Source organism: Streptomyces sp. NPDC090025, from assembly GCF_044748125.1.
GTDB lineage: Bacteria > Actinomycetota > Actinomycetes > Streptomycetales > Streptomycetaceae > Streptomyces.
Map to the genome: position 1 here is coordinate 513,277 of NZ_JBIVFL010000002.1, position 17,897 is coordinate 531,173.

Sequence of the window (17,897 nt, forward strand, 5' to 3'; positions counted from 1 at the left end):
CTGGAACATCGAGAACCGATGCTCCAGCCGCCCTTCCGCTCGTCTCAGGCAGCCTCGAACGCCCGCCGGATCAACGGCGCCGCCTTCTCCAGGTCCGCCGCCGAGCCGATCCGCACCTCCAGGTCCCCCGTCCCGAGATGCCCGATACCGCGCATGTCCCGGGTAAAGCCCTCCTCCAGCACGACCGAGTCCGGGTCGAGTCTGAGATAGACCAGGATCACCTCGTGCTTCGGACGGAACAGGACCGAGGCCACGTTCACCAGCCGCCGGTAGGCGACGTAGTGCTTGAGGGGCACCACCTCGACCTCGCCCCACGCCGTCAGCGCCTCGTCCACCTCCGCGAACAGATCCCGAAGGCAATCCGGAACAAGACCGGCGCCCGCCGGCGCCGGAACCGCCGGGGCCACCGCAGCGTCCTCGGCCCCCGCGTCCCGCGCGCGGCTCCGCCGGGGCGCCGCGCTCGGCACGCCGGGCGAGGAGTCCACCAGCAGCAGGCTCAGCAGCCCGCCCTCGAAGACCCGGTAACGCACCAGGTCGATCCGCTCGGGCACCCTCTGGACGGCCACCCGGTCGTGGTGCGAGAAACCGGCCGCGATGCAGACCATCCGCGGACGCCGCCAGTCGACGGACTCGGCCGCCTCCGCGCCCAGCACCTTCCGGACGAGCGCCTCGAACTCGAGCTGCGCCGACTCCAGCCACGCCATGTACGAGACCGCCTGCGACAGCACCCCGCTGTCGGAGCCCTTCTTGAACTCGATCACCACCGGACTGCCGTTCTCATCCAGCCCGAGCGTATCGATCCGCCCCCGATGCCACGGCCCGGTCGCATACTCCGACGCCAGGAACCGGATCCCGAGCATCTGCTCCAGCCCAGCCTCGACCCGCCGCTGCAGCTCCAGCTCCAGCGCCACCGTCGAACCGGACAGCTCGACATCCCGTCCGTCCGCGTCCTGCCGGAACAGCATCAGCTCGGCCACCAGCGCCCCCTCCGTGATCACTACAGGAGGAGCAAGCGAATCCAGCGTGCGGGTATTCCAGTGGACGTCTGTGCGTGACACCTCGTTGGTACGTCGCGGCCTTCCTGGGGGCAGGAGCCAACCCGGCGGAGCCGTCACGAGACGTCGCACGTGAGCTGTACGGGGAGGCGGGCCTGACCACGGGGACGGAGCTCCTGAAGCCAGCCCACGTTGTCCACAGCACATGGGTGAGTTGAAGGTCGGATCCGGCTTCCTGACCGCCATCTTCACCGCCCACGAAGGGGAAGGCGAACCCGAGGATCGAGAGCCCTGCACGCGCCCCAGGTCCGCTGAGTCGCTGCGGACGCCGAGGAGTTTGTGGACAGCACGGTCGGTGTGCTCTGGCGCTACCAGGTTCAAGGTCCATACGTCTTGCTTGATGGTGGGCGAGAGGGGGATCTTCGCGTGCTGCGGCCAGGTGGCCAAGCCGGCGTACGTGTTGTGCCTCGCGCAGCGGGCGGTCAGCCCTCCACAGAGATCACCTACGCCATACGAGTCCCTTTCGGTAACATGCTCCGAACGGGGGTTTTCGGCTGTCGTGGGACGAGTAGCGGCGCACTCATCGCACGAGACCCGAGAAGTCCTGCCCACACCGCTCTGCGGAGCACACAGGCGAATCGACCGCACAGGACTGACCGGGTACGCCGGGTACGGAGCGTGAAGATGGACTTCGACGTCGCCGCTCCCGACCCTGCCGGCATGGTGGCGTCGCTCAGTTCGCTCGGTTACTCGCTTCCCGCCGCGGTCGCAGATCTCGTGGACAACAGCGTCTCTGCAGAGGCCAAGAACATCGACGTCGACTTCACGTGGGACGGGCAGAGTTCCTGGATCGCAGTGATGGACGACGGCAAGGGGATGACAGAGCCCGAGCTGGTGACCGCCATGACGGTAGCCGCCCGCGGCCCGTCCGCCGAGCGGACTGCCACGGATCTCGGCCGTTTCGGTGTGGGGCTGAAGTCTGCCTCCTTCTCCCAGTGCCGCAAGCTCACCGTAGCCACCGTCAAGGACGGATTCTGGCACGTGCGGACGTGGGACCTCGGTGTCGTGGAGCTCTACAAGCAGTGGCGGCTCCTCCGCGACCCCGGCGACATGACAATGTCCCTCCTGCACCGGATCGCGGGAAGCATGCAGCACGGGACCGTCGTCCTTTGGGAGCAGCTCTCCGGCTACCACAACACCGCCGTGACCCACGACGACGAGAAGACGCAGGCCCAGTTCTACGCAGAGGCGGAACGTACCGAAGCTCACCTCTCGATGGTCTTCGCCCGCTTTCTGAAGCGTCCGGCCCGGTGCCGCATCCGGGTGCGCGGCTCTGACCTCTCCCCGTGGGACCCGTTCCTGTCCATGCACCCGTCGGTACAGCGGATCCCCTGGGAGCCTCTGCCGCTGGGGTCGGAGTCGGTGCGCGTGGAGCCTTTCGTCCTCCCGACGGCACAGCGTCTCTCGGATGCCGAGTACGAGTCGGCTGCCGGGCAGAGGGGCTGGCTGGGGCAGCAGGGGTTCTACGTCTACCGCCGTGACCGCCTGATCCTGGCCGGTGACTGGCTGGGGATCCGCGGCCTGCGGCGCGAGGAGAAGTACAACCTCGCGCGGATCGCCGTGGACATCCCTGCGGAGGCCGACACCGACTGGGGCGTGGACGTGCGCAAGGCGAGTGTGGTTCCCCCCGTCTCCTTGCGTCGTCACCTGGAGAGGATCGCCAGATACACCCGCGAGGCGGCCTCGCGTTCCGCACGACAGCGTGGCCAGGTGGTGTCTCGGGTGCACGGTGACCCGCTGAAGTTCGCCTGGAACGTGAAGCGCCACGACGGCCGGATCGTTCTGCGCATCAACAGAAAGCACCCCTTGGTGAAGGCAGCGATGGACGGCCAGGGCGGCAATCCTGACGTTGTCCGCTCGTTGATCCGCCTCCTTGAGGAGACGGTCCCGGTCACGGCACTCCGCATGCTCCACGAGACCGACACGGTCGACGACCCCGAACCCTTCGGTGGTCCGGGGCCGGCCACCCCGGAGACCGTCGACATCGCCCGCCGGGTGTATGAAGCACTCCTTGGACAGGGCCGCTCTCCTGAGGATGCCCGGGGAGTACTCAGTTCCATGCCTCCGTTCGACGAGCAACAGGGTTTCTGGAACTCCTGACCCACCTGGTAGTCCCCACTCCCAACCGACACGGCCGCTGGAGGTCGCTGTGAGCACCGCCCTCGAAGACAGTCTCGAGAAGGCCGAGCAGACCGCGTTGCTGCTCCTGCCAGGTGACCGCCAGGCAACGCCGGCCGAGGTGGACTTCGCCGTGAACACCGCGGTCAGCATCCTCGCTGCCCAGGGGATCAGCGTGGAGCGGGACCAGGTGCGGAAGGTGCTCGAGGCGCGTGCTTCCGTGTTCCAGGCTGATTCCTCCGCGATGACGAACGACGAGGGCCACGTGCCATGGCTCGCCGACGCGAAGGCAGACCGGAAGTGGGAGTTCTGGGACCGCTACCGGCGCTACCTGCTGAGCGTGTCCAAGCTCCCGACTCAGGTCGTGCGTCGCCTCGACCAGAGCACCGACGACGTTCTTGGTGAGCTGGAAGATCCTCAGCGGGCAGGCGCCTGGCGCCGGACCGGGCTCGTGATCGGACAGGTCCAGTCCGGCAAGACGGGGCAGTTCATCGGGCTTGCCGCGAAGGCAGCCGACGCCGGCTACCGGCTCATCGTGGTGTTCGCAGGGATCCACAACGACCTGCGCAGCCAGACACAGCTGCGTATCGACGAAGGGCTCCTCGGGTTCGACACCCAGTACCAGTTCCGCTCGGACGACGACGCGCATCGTCATATCGGTGTTGGCGCGATGTCGCATCACGGCAAGCGGCTGAAGGCCGCGTCACTGACCACCAGCCACGAGAAGGGGGACTTCGCCCGCAAGACGGCGGTCTCCGCGAACGTGCCGGTGGGCAGTGTCCCGGTGGTCCTGGTGGTCAAGAAGAACCGGCGGATCATCGACAACCTGCGGGACTGGGTGATCGACAACCACGGCGTGGAGGACCCGGAGACCGGCAGGATGGTTGTTCCCGACCTCCCCTTGTTCGTGATCGACGACGAAGCCGACAACGCCGGGGTGAACACCTCCAAGGACCCCGACACCAACCCGTCGGCGATCAACAAGGCCATCAGACGGTTGGTCAACAGCTTCACGAAGGCGTCCTACGTCGGCTACACCGCGACCCCCTTCGCGAACATCTACATCAGCCCCGACACGGACCACGACGAGCTGGGCCCCGACCTCTTCCCGGAGAGTTTCATCCGCACCTTGCGGGCACCGTCCAACTATCTCGGTCCCGAGCGTCTATTCGGTCTACAGACTGACGGCGACGAGGAGGACATCGAGCCGCTGCCACTGATAAGGCACATCAAGGACACAGACCTCTGGGTGCCGGACAAGCACAAGTCCTACCATCAGGTTCCAGACTTCCTGCCCGAGTCGCTGCAGCGGGCCATTCGGTCCTTCGTCCTGACCTGTGCGGCACGTCGAGCGCGGGGGCAGGTCGCCGTGCACAACTCCATGCTGGTGCACGTGACCCGCTTCACGGCCGTGCAGCAGCAGGTCTGCGACCAGATCGACGCGCACACGCGTCTGCTCCTCGACGTCCTCCAGGACCGGTTCAGCAGTGCCCGTGAAGAACTCGAGGAAGACCTGCGGCAGCTCTGGGAGGAGGACTTCGTCCCCTGTACCGAGGACATGGCCGGGGACAGGCTTGACTGGGAGGACGTCGAACCCCATCTCCACGCCGCCCTCGCGAAGATCACCGTCATGGCCGTAAACGGTGCGGCGAAGGACGCCCTCCAGTACTACGAGCGCCGGGAGACTGGCCTGTCTGTCATCGCCGTAGGTGGCGAGAAGCTCTCCCGTGGTCTGACCCTCGAGGGGTTGTCGGTCAGCTACTACCTGCGTGCCTCCAAGACATACGACACCCTGCTGCAGATGGGCCGTTGGTTCGGCTACCGTCCCCGCTACGAGGACCTGTGCAGGCTGTACACGACACGTACGCTGCAGCGCCAGTACGCGGAGATCACCGCGGCCACCGACGAACTCCGTCGCGACGTTGAGGAGATGTCCGCGGTGGGGCTGACCCCCCGCGAATACGGTCTCAAGGTCAGGACCTCGTCGCTCGGCCTGGGCATCACGGCCTCCAACAAGATGAGGCAGGGCACGCGTGTCCGCCTCAGCTACTCCGGTGAGCTTCCCGAGACGACCATCTTCGACCTCTCCGAGAAGGTGGTTCGTAACAACCACGAGCTCCTCGAGTCGTTCGTCGCGCGCCTCGATGCGCTCTCCGCAGGGAAGGTGGACGAGCGGAGCGGGAGCATCACCTGGAGTGGCGTCGCGGCCTCGGACGTCACCGAGGGTTTCCTCGACTCCTACCTCACTGACCGGCAGGCTCAGCGGGTGCGGCCAGCCTTCATCGCGGAGTACGTGCGCCAGTGTGCCAGGCAGGGTGAGCTGGGTAACTGGACGATCCGCCTCGCCAGCCGACTGCCCGAGGGTGCGCCGGTCGAGCTCGCGGGCCATTCCATCGGCCTCATCACGCGCAGCCACTCCAAGTCCTCGGAGGTGGTTCCCGGCCGCTACACGATCAAGCGCGTCCTCAGCCCTGCCGACGAACTCTGTGACCTGACCCGTGAGCAGAAGGACCGTGCGCTGAAGGACACGAAGGAGGCTGCGAAGGGGAAGCTCAACCGGAAGGGTGAACCGCTCGATCCGGACACCCCCCGCGGCCGGCCTCTGCGTCACCAACGTCGCTCTGACCAGCCGTTGCTTCTGCTGTATCCCCTCAGCCCTGCCGAGGTGGCCAAGTCGTCGGGAAACCCTGAGCCGGTCGCTCCGCTGGTCGGGTTCGCCATCAGCTTCCCGTTCTCCCGTCACCAGTTGAAGACCGAGTACGTGGTGAACGACATCTGGTTCAAGCAGGACATGGAGTTCGACGACTTCGAGGACGAAGAGTGATCGACGAGAGTGTGTGGCAGGAGCTGGAGGCCCACCAGCAGACCCCGGGCAGGTCCACCCGGCGGCTCCACCCCGACTCCCCGCACGACATCCAGGTGTCGGTGACGCACCCCGCCCTCCGGCGCATGCTGCTGCTCGGCACCGACGCCAGGACCGCCGACACCGTACGTCAGGAGATCCATGAACTGCCGGCCACCCGTGGACTGCAGCTGAACCTGTCGTCGGTGTCCGGCAACCACTACGAGCTCCAGGTCATGCTCACCGACGACGAACTCACGGAGGTGTTCACCCCGCTCGTATCCGACATCGCAGAGGTTGTGCGGGACGCACCGACCACCGAGACGGCGGCGGAGGCCGCGGTTCGCCGCTACGTCCGTTGGCAGCAGCTGCTGCGCTCCGTGTCGCGCGACGGTCTGTCCCGACAGGCTCGGTGCGGCCTCTTCGGCGAACTCCACTTCCTCCTGGAGTACGTGCTTCCGGCTGTGGACCAGCACACGGCCGTCAGCTCCTGGACCGGTCCACAGCAGACGAACCAGGACTTCCAGCTGCCCGGCGCCGCAGTCGAGGTGAAGGCGACCACAGCCCGCGCTCCCCGGCAGGTCCAGATAGCGAGCGAGCGACAGCTGGACACAGCCGACTCGACGCCTCTTGTACTGGCCCATGTCGTCCTCGACGACCGGCAGCGGGGGCTCGGCAAAAGCCTGAACACCTTGGTGGACGAGATACGGGCCCGTCTGACCTCGCCGTCCGCCTCGCAGCGTTTCGAGAGCCTGCTGGTCCAGGCCGGCTATCTGCCGAACCAACGGGACCTCTACGATCATGATCGCTACACCCTACGTCGCAGCGAGTTCTGGATGGTCGGGGAGGGTTTTCCCCGGATCGTCGAAGCCGAACTGCCGCCCGGGGTCGGTAACTGCACCTACACCATCGACGTGTCGGCCCTGGCCACCCACAGCGTGACCGCCGAAACACTGGTCGACCTGATCCGAGGAATCCATGGCTGAGCATGACCTGCACGAGTACTCCCGCGCGCTGGTCACCGACATCCAGGCGCTGGCGGACGCCGAGGGCGGCTCAATCCCGAACACGTTCACCCAGCACGTGCTCGAGATCCTTGAGGAAGCTGGTGTCGTCACCGACGCGGCACTCGCGTACCACTCCTCCCGCGGACTGGAGATTTACGGCTACGGCCTGCCCGAGGACGGGTCCAGCCTCGACCTGTACACAACGGACTTCAACCTGACCCCGTCGAGCAGCAAGCTGACCAAGGCCGAGTCCGACAGACTCTTCCGGAGGCTGTTCGCGTTCCTGGGCAAGCACGGGGCCATCCGCCCCAACCAGGAGGACAACACCGACGTGCATGACATGTGCGTCGGTGTGGAGAAGGCGTTGTCGAACGTTCCGAAGATCCGCCTCTTCCTGCTCAGCAACCGGGTCAGCACGACGAGCGCCCCGGAGCCCACGGAGTTCGAGGGAATCCCGGTCGCCTACGAGCTCTGGGACCTCGCGCGGCTCCACAGGCACGAGACCTCCGGGAGTATCGGCGAGCCCATCAAGGTCACCTTCGAGCGTCCCCTTCCCTGTCTGGCGGCTCACAGCGACGAACCGAACTACTCGGTCGTCCTGGCCGTGATTCCCGGCCGACAGTTGGCCGAGCTGTACAAGGAGCACCGGACCCGGCTGCTCGAACTCAACGTCCGGTCCTTCCTCCAGACCCGTGGTGGCGTGAACAAGGGCATCCGCGACACCTTGCTGAAGGATCCGAGCCGCTTCCTCGCCTACAACAACGGCGTGACCGCCACCGCCTCGGACGTGGACTTCGAGACCGACGAGGACGGCAGTCCCGTCGCCATCAGGAGTATGACCGGCCTCCAGATCGTCAACGGCGGCCAGACCACCGCCTCGCTGCACTACGTCCTGACTCATGACAAGCGGGACTTGGAGGGGGTCCATGTGCAGATGAAACTCACGATCGTCGATCCCGCGTACCTGTCCGAGATCGTTCCGAGGATCTCCCAGTACTCCAACACCCAGAACAAGGTGACGTTGGTCGACTTCAGCTCGAACCACGAGTTCCACGTCGCCTTCGAGCGTGTCTCCCGCAGCCTGTGGGCTCCAGCGACCGACGGCAGCGGTCAGGAGACGCGATGGTTCTACGAGCGGGCACGGGGCCAGTACACCGACAAGGCCGCCGAGCACGAGACCCGCGCCGCCCAGCGCAAGTTCAAGCTGATCACGCCGAGCCGGCAGAGATTCAGCAAGTCCGACCTGGCCACCTTCGTGCACTCTTGGGAACAGCTCCCGTACTGGGTGAGCCGCGGCGCCCAGAAGAACTTCGCCCACTTCATGGAGCGGATCGAGAAGTCCGATCCCGTAGTGGACGTGCAGTACTGCAAGCGCGCCATAGCCACGGCCCTCCTCTTCCAGGCTGCCGACCGGATCGCCCGTACGCACTCGGCCGGCAGCCACAAACGGCTGATCACGACCTACACGGTCGCCCGGCTTTCGTTCGCCGCCAAGAAGCGGATCGACCTCGACAGGATCTGGAACGAGCAGGGCACCACGGACGCCCTGAGGGACGCCCTCGACGAACTCTGTCCCTTGATCATGGAGACGGTGATCTCCGGCGACCGGCACGTGTCGGAGTGGGCGAAGAAGCCCGACTGCTGGGACGAGGTATCCCGCATCCCGTGGACGCTCCCCGACACACTGGCCGCCGAGCTCACGGCCGAGCCCTTCGAGATCGCCTCCCCCGAGAGCACCGAGTCGGACGAGGCCGAAGCCGCCGTCGAGGACATCCCCAGCGAGGAGTGGCAGGCTCTCGCGGACTGGGCCCGCGAAGGCCGGGTCCTGCGCGCCGTGGACAGGCAGCTCGCCGACCGTGTGGCGCAGCGTCTGTCCCAGGGGCGACGGGTTACCGGGACCCAGGCCAGGCAGGCGATGGAGGTTTACGAAGAGGCCCTGCGGCATGGATTCCACCCCGTGCCCGTCGACCTCGAGACCGCGTGAGAGAGGCAGCCCTGGACAGTCGGGGCTGCCGCTAGAGGGTTCCCTCGTGCAGCAGGTCGTTGATCGCGTCTTCTGCACGCCTCAGCACGATGCGCCCGTCCCCGTCACTGAACACGAGCAGCTTGGTCCCCAGGCTGATGCCTGCTTCGGCGAGGATCCCGAGCGGGAGCTCCACACGGCCTGCCTCGTCGACGTTGAGTTCTGCGGGTTCTCGGATCATCTAGGTCAGTCTGCCACCCGGAGCACGCCCACGGCGAGGCCGCCCAAGGTGGGAGCATGGCCTCGTGAGCACACACGAAGGATGGGTGAGCACGCCTTGGAGTGCACAGCTCCGAGGCCGCCGCGTACGGGACACCGAACCGGAGAAGACCCTCAGGAGCGCCGTCCACGCCCTCGGGCTCCGTTTTCGGCTGCACCGTAAGGTCGCTCCTCGCTGCACGGCGGACTTCGTACTGCCCCGGTACTCCGTCGCGGTCTTCGTCGACGGCTGCTTCTGGCACGGCTGCCCCTCCCACAGCACACGGCAGTTCCGCGGGCCGAACGCCTCCCGCTGGGAGGCCAAGATCACGGCCAACATGGAGAGGGACGCCAGGAACACCGCAGCGGCGAGAGACGCCGGATGGACCGTGGTGCGCATCTGGGAGTGTGAGGTCAGGACTGACGTCGGGCGGGCCGCCCAGCGCGTCGCCGACGCCGCACACCACGGCGTCCCTGTTCTCTCGGGAGCGCCCTGTCAGCCTGCGGTCAGCGCAGCATCCAAGGTGGTTTCGGCGCCCTCGTCCTCCTGCGGACGCGTCGGACAGTAGTCGCTCAGCGGGCAGCTTCCACAAACCGGCTGCTTGTCCCGGCACAGGTTGTCGCCGATGAACCTGATGGCGGCCATGCGCACCGGTGCATCACGGCCGGCGCCGAGCAGCTTGATGAGGTTGAGCCGCCCCTCGGTCAGTCGGTTGGTCAGGTGCGATTCGTTCTGTTGCACCCTCGCAGCTACCCGCAACGCGCTCTGGCTGACCAGCATGATGTCGCCGCCGGCCAGCAGCCTGAACAATGCGAGCTCAGCCGGCTTTAGCCCCATCACCTTGCTGTGATCAAGAACCGAATCCGCGTCCACCCAGACCTCGGGCTTGTCGACGACCGGACCGAGCCGGTCTTCCAGGCGCTTGCGGACTGCTGCTGTCGGTGCCGCGTTCACGAGGGCGAGGTAGACGTCCTGTGTCAGTTCCTTGTGCCCAGCGACATCGTCCATCACGTGAGAGAGGTGCTTCGGGTGCAGCTTGCTTCCCGAGAGCACCGCCATGACGAGAGCCCCGAGCGGCTTCATCTTCCGGCCACTGGGGAACTGGTACCACTGCCTACCCGCGCGCTGCTCCTTGGCCCAGCGGGTCAACTCCTCACGTACCTTCGGCCACTTGTCCGCGTCCTCGTCCCCGGCGGGAACGTCCTGCGGCAGGAGGACCCGGGCTGCGGCCTCGCCCAACAGTGGGGGAACCGCGTTGCCAATCTGTCGGAAGGCGTCACTCCGCGTGCCTGCGAACCGAAAGCGGTCCGGGAAGGTCTGGATCCTCGCAGCTTCACGCACGGTCAGCGTTCGCGGCTCTTCAGGATGGATGTACCAGTAACCGTCCTTGGCAATGTGGGCAGTGATGGTCCGGCTCAATTCCTCCCAGTCCAGCTTCTTGTACTTGTCGGTGAACTGCTCCGCGTCGTACCTCTGGAAGTCCTTCTCGTCCTCTTCCAGCTTCTCGTCTAGCTCGGAGTAGAGGGTTTTGGAATCCATGACCGTGAAGATTCTGAAGTCGTCTTTACGGACTCGCCGTGTCATGTGGTCGTGAATTACGCCCTTATCCGCCCTTTTGCGCATCTCCTTGGCGAAGGAAGAAAGTGACTCCTGCTGCTCGTCGTAGTCGCAGACTCGGGAACCTACCGGTTCCAAGGGCTGAGGATTGAGCGCAGGAAGGTCGCCGATGGCATCCCGAAGGGTGGTCTGTTTCTTCGGCCTACCCCACACGAAGCCGCCACCGTCTCTCCGTGCGAGCAGGATCAGGCGCTTCCTGTGCTGCGGCACGCGATAGTTCCACGCATCCACGAGCCGTACCTGGGTTACGTACCCAAGGCTCTCCAGCTTTGCCTCGATGACGCGTATCACGCTGAAGTCATCGCCGAGCCCCATGTCAGGAACGTTCTCCATGAGGACAGCGCGTGGCAGGAGCCGCTCCACCACATCGACATAAGCGCGCCAGAGTTCCTTGCGGAGATCGTGCGGGTCGCGGTTGTGGTACTCGACCAAATGCCGGATCTTGCTACGGCCGGCGCGACTGAACGGCTGGCAGGGGGGGCCTCCCGCCACAAGGTCGATATCGGCGCCGGAGTCCACGATTCGCTGGATGAATTCGCCTCGCTGGAGGTCGTCCCCGAGGTCTACGCAAAGACTCATTCCAGGGAAGTTTGCTGCATGCGTCTCGCGGGCCCGCTCGTCGAAGTCCACGGCTGCTGCGGTGGTCCATCCGGCCCGCTCAAGGCCCAGGCTCAGCCCGCCAGCACCCGAGAAAAGGTCTACGGCCAGGCGCTTGCCTTTTCCGTAACCGGACTGGACCCATTTCGTGAAATCATCCGGCTCGCAGTGGTGCCTGTGCTTATCCGGTTTGAGGTAGTCGCTTCGCTCCAGGGGCACGCCGTACGTGTTTTTTGCCCCCTTCTCCTTCGCCACGACCCACTCCTCCGTACCTGCCGACCTGAATGACCTCCAGGAGATCACGTACGGCGCTACGAAGGCAAGGTTCCCGGCCGGTCCACACCGCCGCAAAGCCTCGACTGTCACGCGGGTGACCTGCCTGGCGAACACCGCTGTTCACTCACCGTGTCCTATTGGTGACTTGAAGCAGTGTTCTACTCCTGAGCCACCCCATGTTAGTGGACATCTCTGGGCTACTCCTCGCGTCCACCCCGTTCTGTGATGCGATACGTCTACGAACGTCACCTGTCCCAACGAACCCCCGGACTGGAAGACACGTTCGATCACGGGACCGGGCCCCTCCGTCGGGTGCTGCCGTCACCGTGAGTCGCCGCTGCCACACATGCTGCCCAAATCTTCTGAGCGGCGCTTCCGGAGCCCTCCCCGCCGTTAAGATCGCAACCGGTGCTCCTCGGGTGGGGGGAGCGGTACTGAGCGGTTAGAGGGGCGAGCGTGGACTCCGAGAACACACAGACGTTCCTACGTCCCCGCGCACGCCTGATGAGCACACTCGGTGAGGAACTGATCAGCAACGAGCGGGTGGCGCTCACCGAGCTGGTCAAGAACGCCTACGACGCCGATGCCAGCCTGGTTGTGATCAGGTTCAACGGGCCGTTGGAAGAGGGCTACGGTTCCATCGAGGTGTGGGACGACGGGCACGGAATGTCCCCTGAGACCGTCCGGGACACCTGGATGGAGATTGCCACACCGTTCCGACACCGTGCTCCGCGTAGCGAACAGTCCGGGCGACGGGTTCTTGGTGCAAAGGGGATCGGGCGCTTCTCCGCAGCCCGACTCGGCGCCGTGACCGCGATCACGAGTCGCAAGGCCGGCGCCCCGGAGGTGAACATCCGGCTCGACTGGAGTGACTTCGCCGCGGAGAACGCCTACCTCGACGAAGTGCCGGTCCAGTGGAACGTGGGCGCTCCCGAGGTGTTCGCCGACAACGGCCAAGCGCGACGCCTCTTCGATGAGGTGACAAGTGCTTTCCGTGCAAGGGAGAAACAGCCCGCCTGGACGGGCTCTCACGGCACCCTCGTCCGGCTCGAAGGGCTTCGGCAGGACTGGGGCGCCGAGTCGGTGGAGAGCCTGAAGCGGTCCCTGTCCCGACTCCTGCCTCCTCTTCCTCCTGCGGAGCTGGACGTACCCGACCAGCCGGAGTTCGCGATCTACCTCTCGCTTCCGGCTGGGCCGTTGCACCACCACACCGGCTTCGTCGGGGCCAGCGAGGCTCTGGCGCATCCGCACTACCGCCTCATCGGGACCATCGACACAAACGGTCTCGCCGACCTGACCATGACCCACCTGACGTCCGGGCAGTCGGAGACCCTGAACCAGTACCTCTTCCCGTCGCACGGGAAGGCGCCCAGGTGCGGACCCCTGAAACTCGACCTCCGTACCTGGGACCTCGACTCGGCCTCCCTCAAGGAGATGCTCGACATCGACCTCGGGGCCCGCAACATCACCGAGGTCCGTAAGCTGATCAAGGGCAACAGTGGTGTCGCCCTCTACCGGGACGGCTTCCGGGTGCAGCCCTTCGGTGAGGTCGACTTCGACTGGCTTGGCTTCGACCTCCGCCGCGTGAACAACCCCACCATGCGGTTCTCCAACAACCAGGTCGCGGGCTTCGTGTACATATCGGCGGACGGTAACCCCGGGCTCCGGGACCGGTCGCACCGGGAAGGGCTTATCGACTCCCCCGAGTACGAGGACCTGAAGGGTGTCCTGAGAGAGGCCGCGAGTCGACTCGAGACCTGGCGCTACGGGCTGCGCCGTCCGACGGGAGAGAGCCGCAGGCGGGGTCCGATCACGGTGGACACCCCCTCCGGTGCCGGAAGCGACCGTCACGGCCTGTTCCAGAACTTCAATCTTTCTCCCGTCCGGGACGTCGTCAACGCGAAGTACCCGGACGATACCGAGCTGAGCCGTGCACTGGAGCAGGCTCAGGAAACGATTGACGAGAGTGTCGAGAAGGTCCAGGAGGTCCTCTCGCAGTTCTCCCGCCTCGCGACTCTGGGAGCGCTGGTCGACGTCGTACTGCACGACGGTCGAACGGCACTGACCCGGATCGCCTATGTCCTCCGTCGGTTGAACAAGCTGGCGGGCCGTAAGCGTGACGAGGACGAACAGCTCGCCTCTGCTCTCACGAAGATGCATGTCGACCTCACTGCGCAGGAACAGGCTCTGGACCGGCTCTTCACCCGCGTCGAGCCGCTGAGCGGCCGGCGGCGAGGCCGGCCCCGTGCTCTGTCCCTCCAAGCCGCGATCGACGAGGCTGTCTCGGTCCACGAGGGCACGCTGAAGAAGCACGGCATCACCGTCACCGTCAGCGGCGAGGACGTGACAGTGACGGCTGACCCCGGTGACATCTCCCAGGTGGTCCACAACCTCGTAGGGAACTCGATCTACTGGCTCTCCACCCTGCCCGAGGGGAAGGAGCGCACCATCCTCATCGAGACGAGGCGGACGCCCGAGGACGAGGTCGACATCGATGTGAGCGACAGCGGCCCCGGAGTACGTGAGGAGATCCAAGAGATGATCTTCGATACGTACTTCAGCGACAAGGAGGACGGCATCGGGCTGGGCCTCAGCATCGCCGGCAGCGTCGTGAAGGACTTCTATGACGGCTCCCTATCCCTGGTGACGCCAGGGCCCCTTGCCGGAGCCACGTTCAGAGCAAGACTGCGAAGGAGAGTTGGGTGACGGACGGGGGCGCGGTGTACCGGGTCTTGATTGTCGAGGACGAGGTGGACATCGCGGAGGAACTGTCCGAGATGCTCGTGGAGGAACTCTCGGACCTCGGAACGCTCGACATCTACGTCGAGAACGATTTCGACGAAGCCGAACGCCTGCTGGAGACCCAGGCGTTCGATCTGGTTGTTCTGGACGTCAGGGACGGGACACGACGTGGCTCCACCGCGCACCCCAACCTGCAGGGCCGGGAACTGTACGACCGGATCGCCAAGACCCGCTGGGTGCCGGTCGTCTTCTGCACCGGCCTCGCGGAGCAGGTGAGCGACCTGGCGCAGCCACCGCTCATCCAGGTGGTCCCGAAGAACCGGCTGGACGACGCCGTCGCCGCGATACGGGAGGGCCTTGAGTCCGGTGTCCCGGTTCTCACCCGGCACATCACCGCCCTCGTGGATGAGCACGTGCGCGGATTCCTCCGGGACGAGATCGCCCCGAATTGGGACCGGCTTGAGACTGTCGACCGTAGCCAGATCGCCCCTGTCCTCGTGCACCGCTTGGCGGCCTGGCTGAAGGAGAACGCAGCCGAGGCCCTCGGAGCCGTGCTCGGTTCCTCCGAGGACCGCGTGATGGGGCACGCGTCGACCGCCCGGATGTACCTGATGCCGCCGGTCACCAAGCACGTGACTGCGGCCGACCTTCTGCGGGACCCCCAGGACGGCTGGTGGGTCGTCCTCACGCCTGCCTGCGACCTCTACGAGGATTTGCCCAGCGGTGGAAATCGTACGGCCAAGGCCGAGTACGTGCGTCTCGCCAAGGCGGTTCCGTTGAACGAAGCACCGCTGATCGCTCGTTGGATCGAGGCCGGATCCCCCGTCAAGGGGAGCCGGGAACGGAACGCGGCTCTGGAGATGTTCCGCGACAACAACGCCCGTTACCGGATTCTGCCCAAGTACCTTGACATCCCCGACCTGCTGGTCGACTTCGAGATCGTTCAGTCTGCTCCGTTGGCAGAGGTCCGCTCGTGGACCCGTGTCGCCACGCTGGACAGCCCGTTCGCCGAGGCCATGTTGACCTCGCACGGGCACACGGTGGGCAGGATCGGCACCCCGGTCGTCGACTTCGAGAACATCAAGCAGTCCCTGGGGCTGGACGGAAAGGGGAAGGCCGCGGACCAGGGTTCTGTTCCGAACCCTCGCGCTACGAAGGACTCCCAACAGTCGTGATTCCCGGCCCGGATGATTGGCGTGTAGGCCATCTCGCACACGCACTGGGTTGTGAAGCGTGATCTGAGCCTGACCATGTCGGGGAGCTCAGACGGCAGAGTCGTGGAGTCCTGTTATCCATGGAAGGCGAGGTGGCGCATGTCTCCGCAGGGCCCGATCCGCCGGCAAGAACTCGCGAACTAGTTTGAAGGGGGGAGCGCTCCTCAGCCGGTGGCATTCTCCGGCAAGAACTTCAGCGAAGGCCGACAACTTGCGTTGGGCTGGGCCCTCCAGAAGATGCGCTGCTGCCTTGGTGCCGTCGCTGATCAGCTTCGCGGTGTTGATCAACTCGTCCTTGGCAGCCGGATCACCGTGTGCAAGGACCGGCGACAAGCGGTCTCGTTCTCCGACGACATGGACAGCCGCCAAGCAGAGAACTGTTGAAGCTGCTGTCGCGGCGGGTTCTCCCGCATTGGTCATGGCATTCGCCAGCAGGGGGAGAGCGGCGAAAGGGAGGGGGTCGGCAATGTCCCAGAGGGGCTCCGCGACCTGCAGGCCGGCATGGGTTCCAGCACGGTCCACGTGCAGTAGCGGTCGGTCAGGAGAGGTCTGACGTAGTTCCCAGCGCTCGACGCTGGGGTCCGTGATGGCGGCCCTGAGGATGGCGCGAAGCGCCTCTCTCAGGCTCTCAATGGAGATGTCGGGCACGTCCAGCCGCACGAGACTGCCATGGCGTCGGATGTCCAGTACCGGGAGTCTGGCTTCTCCGGCTGCTTGGAGTATCGAGAGGTCTCGGCCGACGTAGGTCGAGTCCTCCGTGCCCCGGATGACCAGCGATGCGTTCTGTGCGTAGGCCACGGCGACACCGTGCTCGAATCCGCGGCAAATGGCGCGAGCGCGGATTGCTGCATCCAGCACCTCTTCGAGATCGGCTGGCCGTCCGCTCAAGAGGAGTGTGTTGTTTTCGGGGTCCCAGTGAAAGTCCTCGTGTGCGTTCGCGTTGCGCCACTCAGAGCGGATCGTCGAAGCAAGGAGCTTGCACAGCGGCTGATTGTCTTCAGCTGCCAGCAGATCCCGGACGGTGGCGAGCGAGGCCCCCTGCGGGACCGTCCTTCCTAATAGTTCCAACACCACAACAGCCGTGCGCCTGACGTCTGCTTCCAGCACGGCCCGGTGTAGGTCCGTGACCGCTCGCGCCTTTTCTTCCTTGTATTCCGCCTGGTAGTAGGCGTCAAGATAGGCGATCTGCCCGCGATGGGAGGACACCATCTCCGGTTCTCGAGCGACGTGGCGTGCCATCACTGAACATGTCAGCTCCGGTTTGGCCTTCAGCTGGGACGTCACCAGACCACGTCCCAGGAGGGCAGCGCGGTGTGTCATCAAAGGCCGATCGGACAGCGCGAGGACGGCAAGGTGGTGGAGAAGTATCACTGTTAGTGGTAGCGAGTCATCGATCAGATGTCTCATGCTCCTGCGCAGCCGACGGTCCAGTGTCTTCGGGGCTTCCGTCCAAGCTGCCAGCAGGCGGGCCCGTGACGCCACACCCGCCCCGGGGCGCAGTCGCTCGGCCGACATCCCGAGCGTTCGCTGGTAGACGTCCTCGTCAGGAAGGCCGTCGTGATCAGTTCTGGCGGCAGCCTCCAGATTTCGCCCGGCTGCTTGGGCCGCGAGGGCATTCCTCCGTACTGCAGACCAAGCGGACTCCGCCCATCCCTGTTCCAGACAGGCGAACAGCGCTTGAGCCTCGCTCCGATTCGCCCGCGCCAGGTCAGCCGCCGACCGCTGTTCTGCCGCGCTGGTGCGGGACGGACTGAACCGGGACACCTCTTCTGCGACAACACCCAAGGCGACAACCGATGCATGGAGATGCCGCAACAACTCCGGAAGCTGCTTCCCGATGGTTCGGCCAGAAGCGGTCCGCAGGCGCAGGATCTCCGCAACCTTCTCGTCGGTCTCCCGCTGAAGCCCGGGCAGGCCGGCGTCCCTCAACACTGATTTCCATTGCGCGCGGGTCACTGGCACGAAGGCGACTTCGTGCTGTCCCGTGGTCTGCCCAGGAGGCGCGGAGAGATTCAGCCTTTGGATCACTGCTCGCGCAGCAGCACGGGAGTCTCGTTCAACTGTGCCCAGTTGGTCGGGAAGGGTTACGTCCACCGGCACAGGATGCCACCGGCACCCCGCCTGAGGCGGGATGTTTTCCTCGCGACCATCGTTGTCCTCGCACGACGACGATGCTGGTGTGGGACCCCCGTCTGCGTTGGCAGGTC

The 17,897-nt window shown here is 65.5% G+C and carries 11 protein-coding genes; 7 read left to right on the plus strand and 4 right to left on the minus strand.

Features of this window, described 5'->3' with window-relative positions; genetic code table 11:
- Positions 1–44: 44 nt before the first annotated feature.
- Positions 45–977: a hypothetical protein gene (locus ACIPXM_RS08255; protein ID WP_401653250.1), complete on the minus strand. Its 933-nt coding sequence runs from the start codon at positions 975–977 to the stop codon at positions 45–47.
- Positions 978–1,679: 702 nt separating this feature from the next.
- Here ACIPXM_RS08255 and ACIPXM_RS08260 point away from each other — a divergent pair.
- The 4 genes from ACIPXM_RS08260 to ACIPXM_RS08275 are packed head-to-tail and all read left to right on the plus strand — an operon-like array spanning position 1,680 to position 9,006.
- Positions 1,680–3,155, plus strand: coding sequence for an ATP-binding protein (locus ACIPXM_RS08260; RefSeq protein ID WP_401653252.1), 1,476 nt, complete (start codon positions 1,680–1,682; stop codon positions 3,153–3,155).
- A 49-nt stretch (positions 3,156–3,204) separates the two neighbouring features.
- Positions 3,205–5,997, plus strand: a complete 2,793-nt coding sequence (locus ACIPXM_RS08265; RefSeq protein WP_401653253.1) for a Z1 domain-containing protein — start codon at positions 3,205–3,207, stop codon at positions 5,995–5,997.
- Positions 5,994–7,001, plus strand: a complete 1,008-nt coding sequence (locus tag ACIPXM_RS08270) for a PD-(D/E)XK motif protein (RefSeq protein ID WP_391467835.1) — start codon at positions 5,994–5,996, stop codon at positions 6,999–7,001. Before ACIPXM_RS08265 ends, ACIPXM_RS08270 begins: the two co-directional genes overlap by 4 nt.
- Positions 6,994–9,006 (plus strand): AIPR family protein, encoded by a 2,013-nt coding sequence (locus ACIPXM_RS08275; protein WP_391467833.1) that lies wholly within the window; start codon positions 6,994–6,996, stop codon positions 9,004–9,006. The genes ACIPXM_RS08270 and ACIPXM_RS08275 overlap by 8 nt, the downstream gene beginning before the upstream one ends.
- Before the next feature lie 31 nt (positions 9,007–9,037).
- Here the strand turns inward: ACIPXM_RS08275 and ACIPXM_RS08280 are convergent, their stop codons facing one another.
- A complete protein-coding gene (locus tag ACIPXM_RS08280) occupies positions 9,038–9,226 on the minus strand; it encodes a hypothetical protein (protein WP_391467831.1) in 189 nt (62 codons plus the stop codon).
- Positions 9,227–9,311: 85 nt separating this feature from the next.
- Here ACIPXM_RS08280 and ACIPXM_RS08285 point away from each other — a divergent pair, with 85 nt between their 5' ends.
- Complete coding sequence (locus ACIPXM_RS08285) at positions 9,312–9,812, plus strand: very short patch repair endonuclease (protein ID WP_401653686.1); 501 nt, start codon at positions 9,312–9,314, stop codon at positions 9,810–9,812.
- On the opposite strand, the gene ACIPXM_RS08290 is transcribed toward ACIPXM_RS08285, so the two are convergent.
- On the minus strand, positions 9,740–11,713 hold the full coding sequence (locus ACIPXM_RS08290; RefSeq protein ID WP_401653255.1) for a DNA cytosine methyltransferase: 1,974 nt from the start codon (positions 11,711–11,713) through the stop codon (positions 9,740–9,742). The genes ACIPXM_RS08285 and ACIPXM_RS08290 overlap by 73 nt on opposite strands.
- 477 nt (positions 11,714–12,190) lie before the next feature.
- Between ACIPXM_RS08290 and ACIPXM_RS08295 the strand changes: the two genes are divergently transcribed.
- On the plus strand, positions 12,191–14,440 hold the full coding sequence (locus tag ACIPXM_RS08295; RefSeq protein ID WP_401653257.1) for an ATP-binding protein: 2,250 nt from the start codon (positions 12,191–12,193) through the stop codon (positions 14,438–14,440).
- The gene (locus tag ACIPXM_RS08300; RefSeq protein WP_401653259.1) at positions 14,437–15,651 is read left to right on the plus strand and encodes a hypothetical protein; all 1,215 of its coding nucleotides are present in this window, start codon (positions 14,437–14,439) and stop codon (positions 15,649–15,651) included. The genes ACIPXM_RS08295 and ACIPXM_RS08300 overlap by 4 nt, the downstream gene beginning before the upstream one ends.
- 87 nt (positions 15,652–15,738) lie before the next feature.
- On the opposite strand, the gene ACIPXM_RS08305 is transcribed toward ACIPXM_RS08300, so the two are convergent.
- The gene (locus tag ACIPXM_RS08305) at positions 15,739–17,784 is read right to left on the minus strand and encodes a hypothetical protein (protein ID WP_401653261.1); all 2,046 of its coding nucleotides are present in this window, start codon (positions 17,782–17,784) and stop codon (positions 15,739–15,741) included.
- Between the last annotated feature and the right edge of the window lie 113 nt (positions 17,785–17,897).

What these genes read in the sequence shown, in the direction of transcription:
- ACIPXM_RS08280 (WP_391467831.1), bottom strand. Translation starts at nt 9,226, where the DNA reads ATGATCCGAGAACCCGCAGAACTCAACGTCGACGAGGCAGGCCGTGTG.
- ACIPXM_RS08260 (WP_401653252.1), top strand. Translation starts at nt 1,680, where the DNA reads ATGGACTTCGACGTCGCCGCTCCCGACCCTGCCGGCATGGTGGCGTCG.
- ACIPXM_RS08275 (WP_391467833.1), top strand. Translation starts at nt 6,994, where the DNA reads ATGGCTGAGCATGACCTGCACGAGTACTCCCGCGCGCTGGTCACCGAC.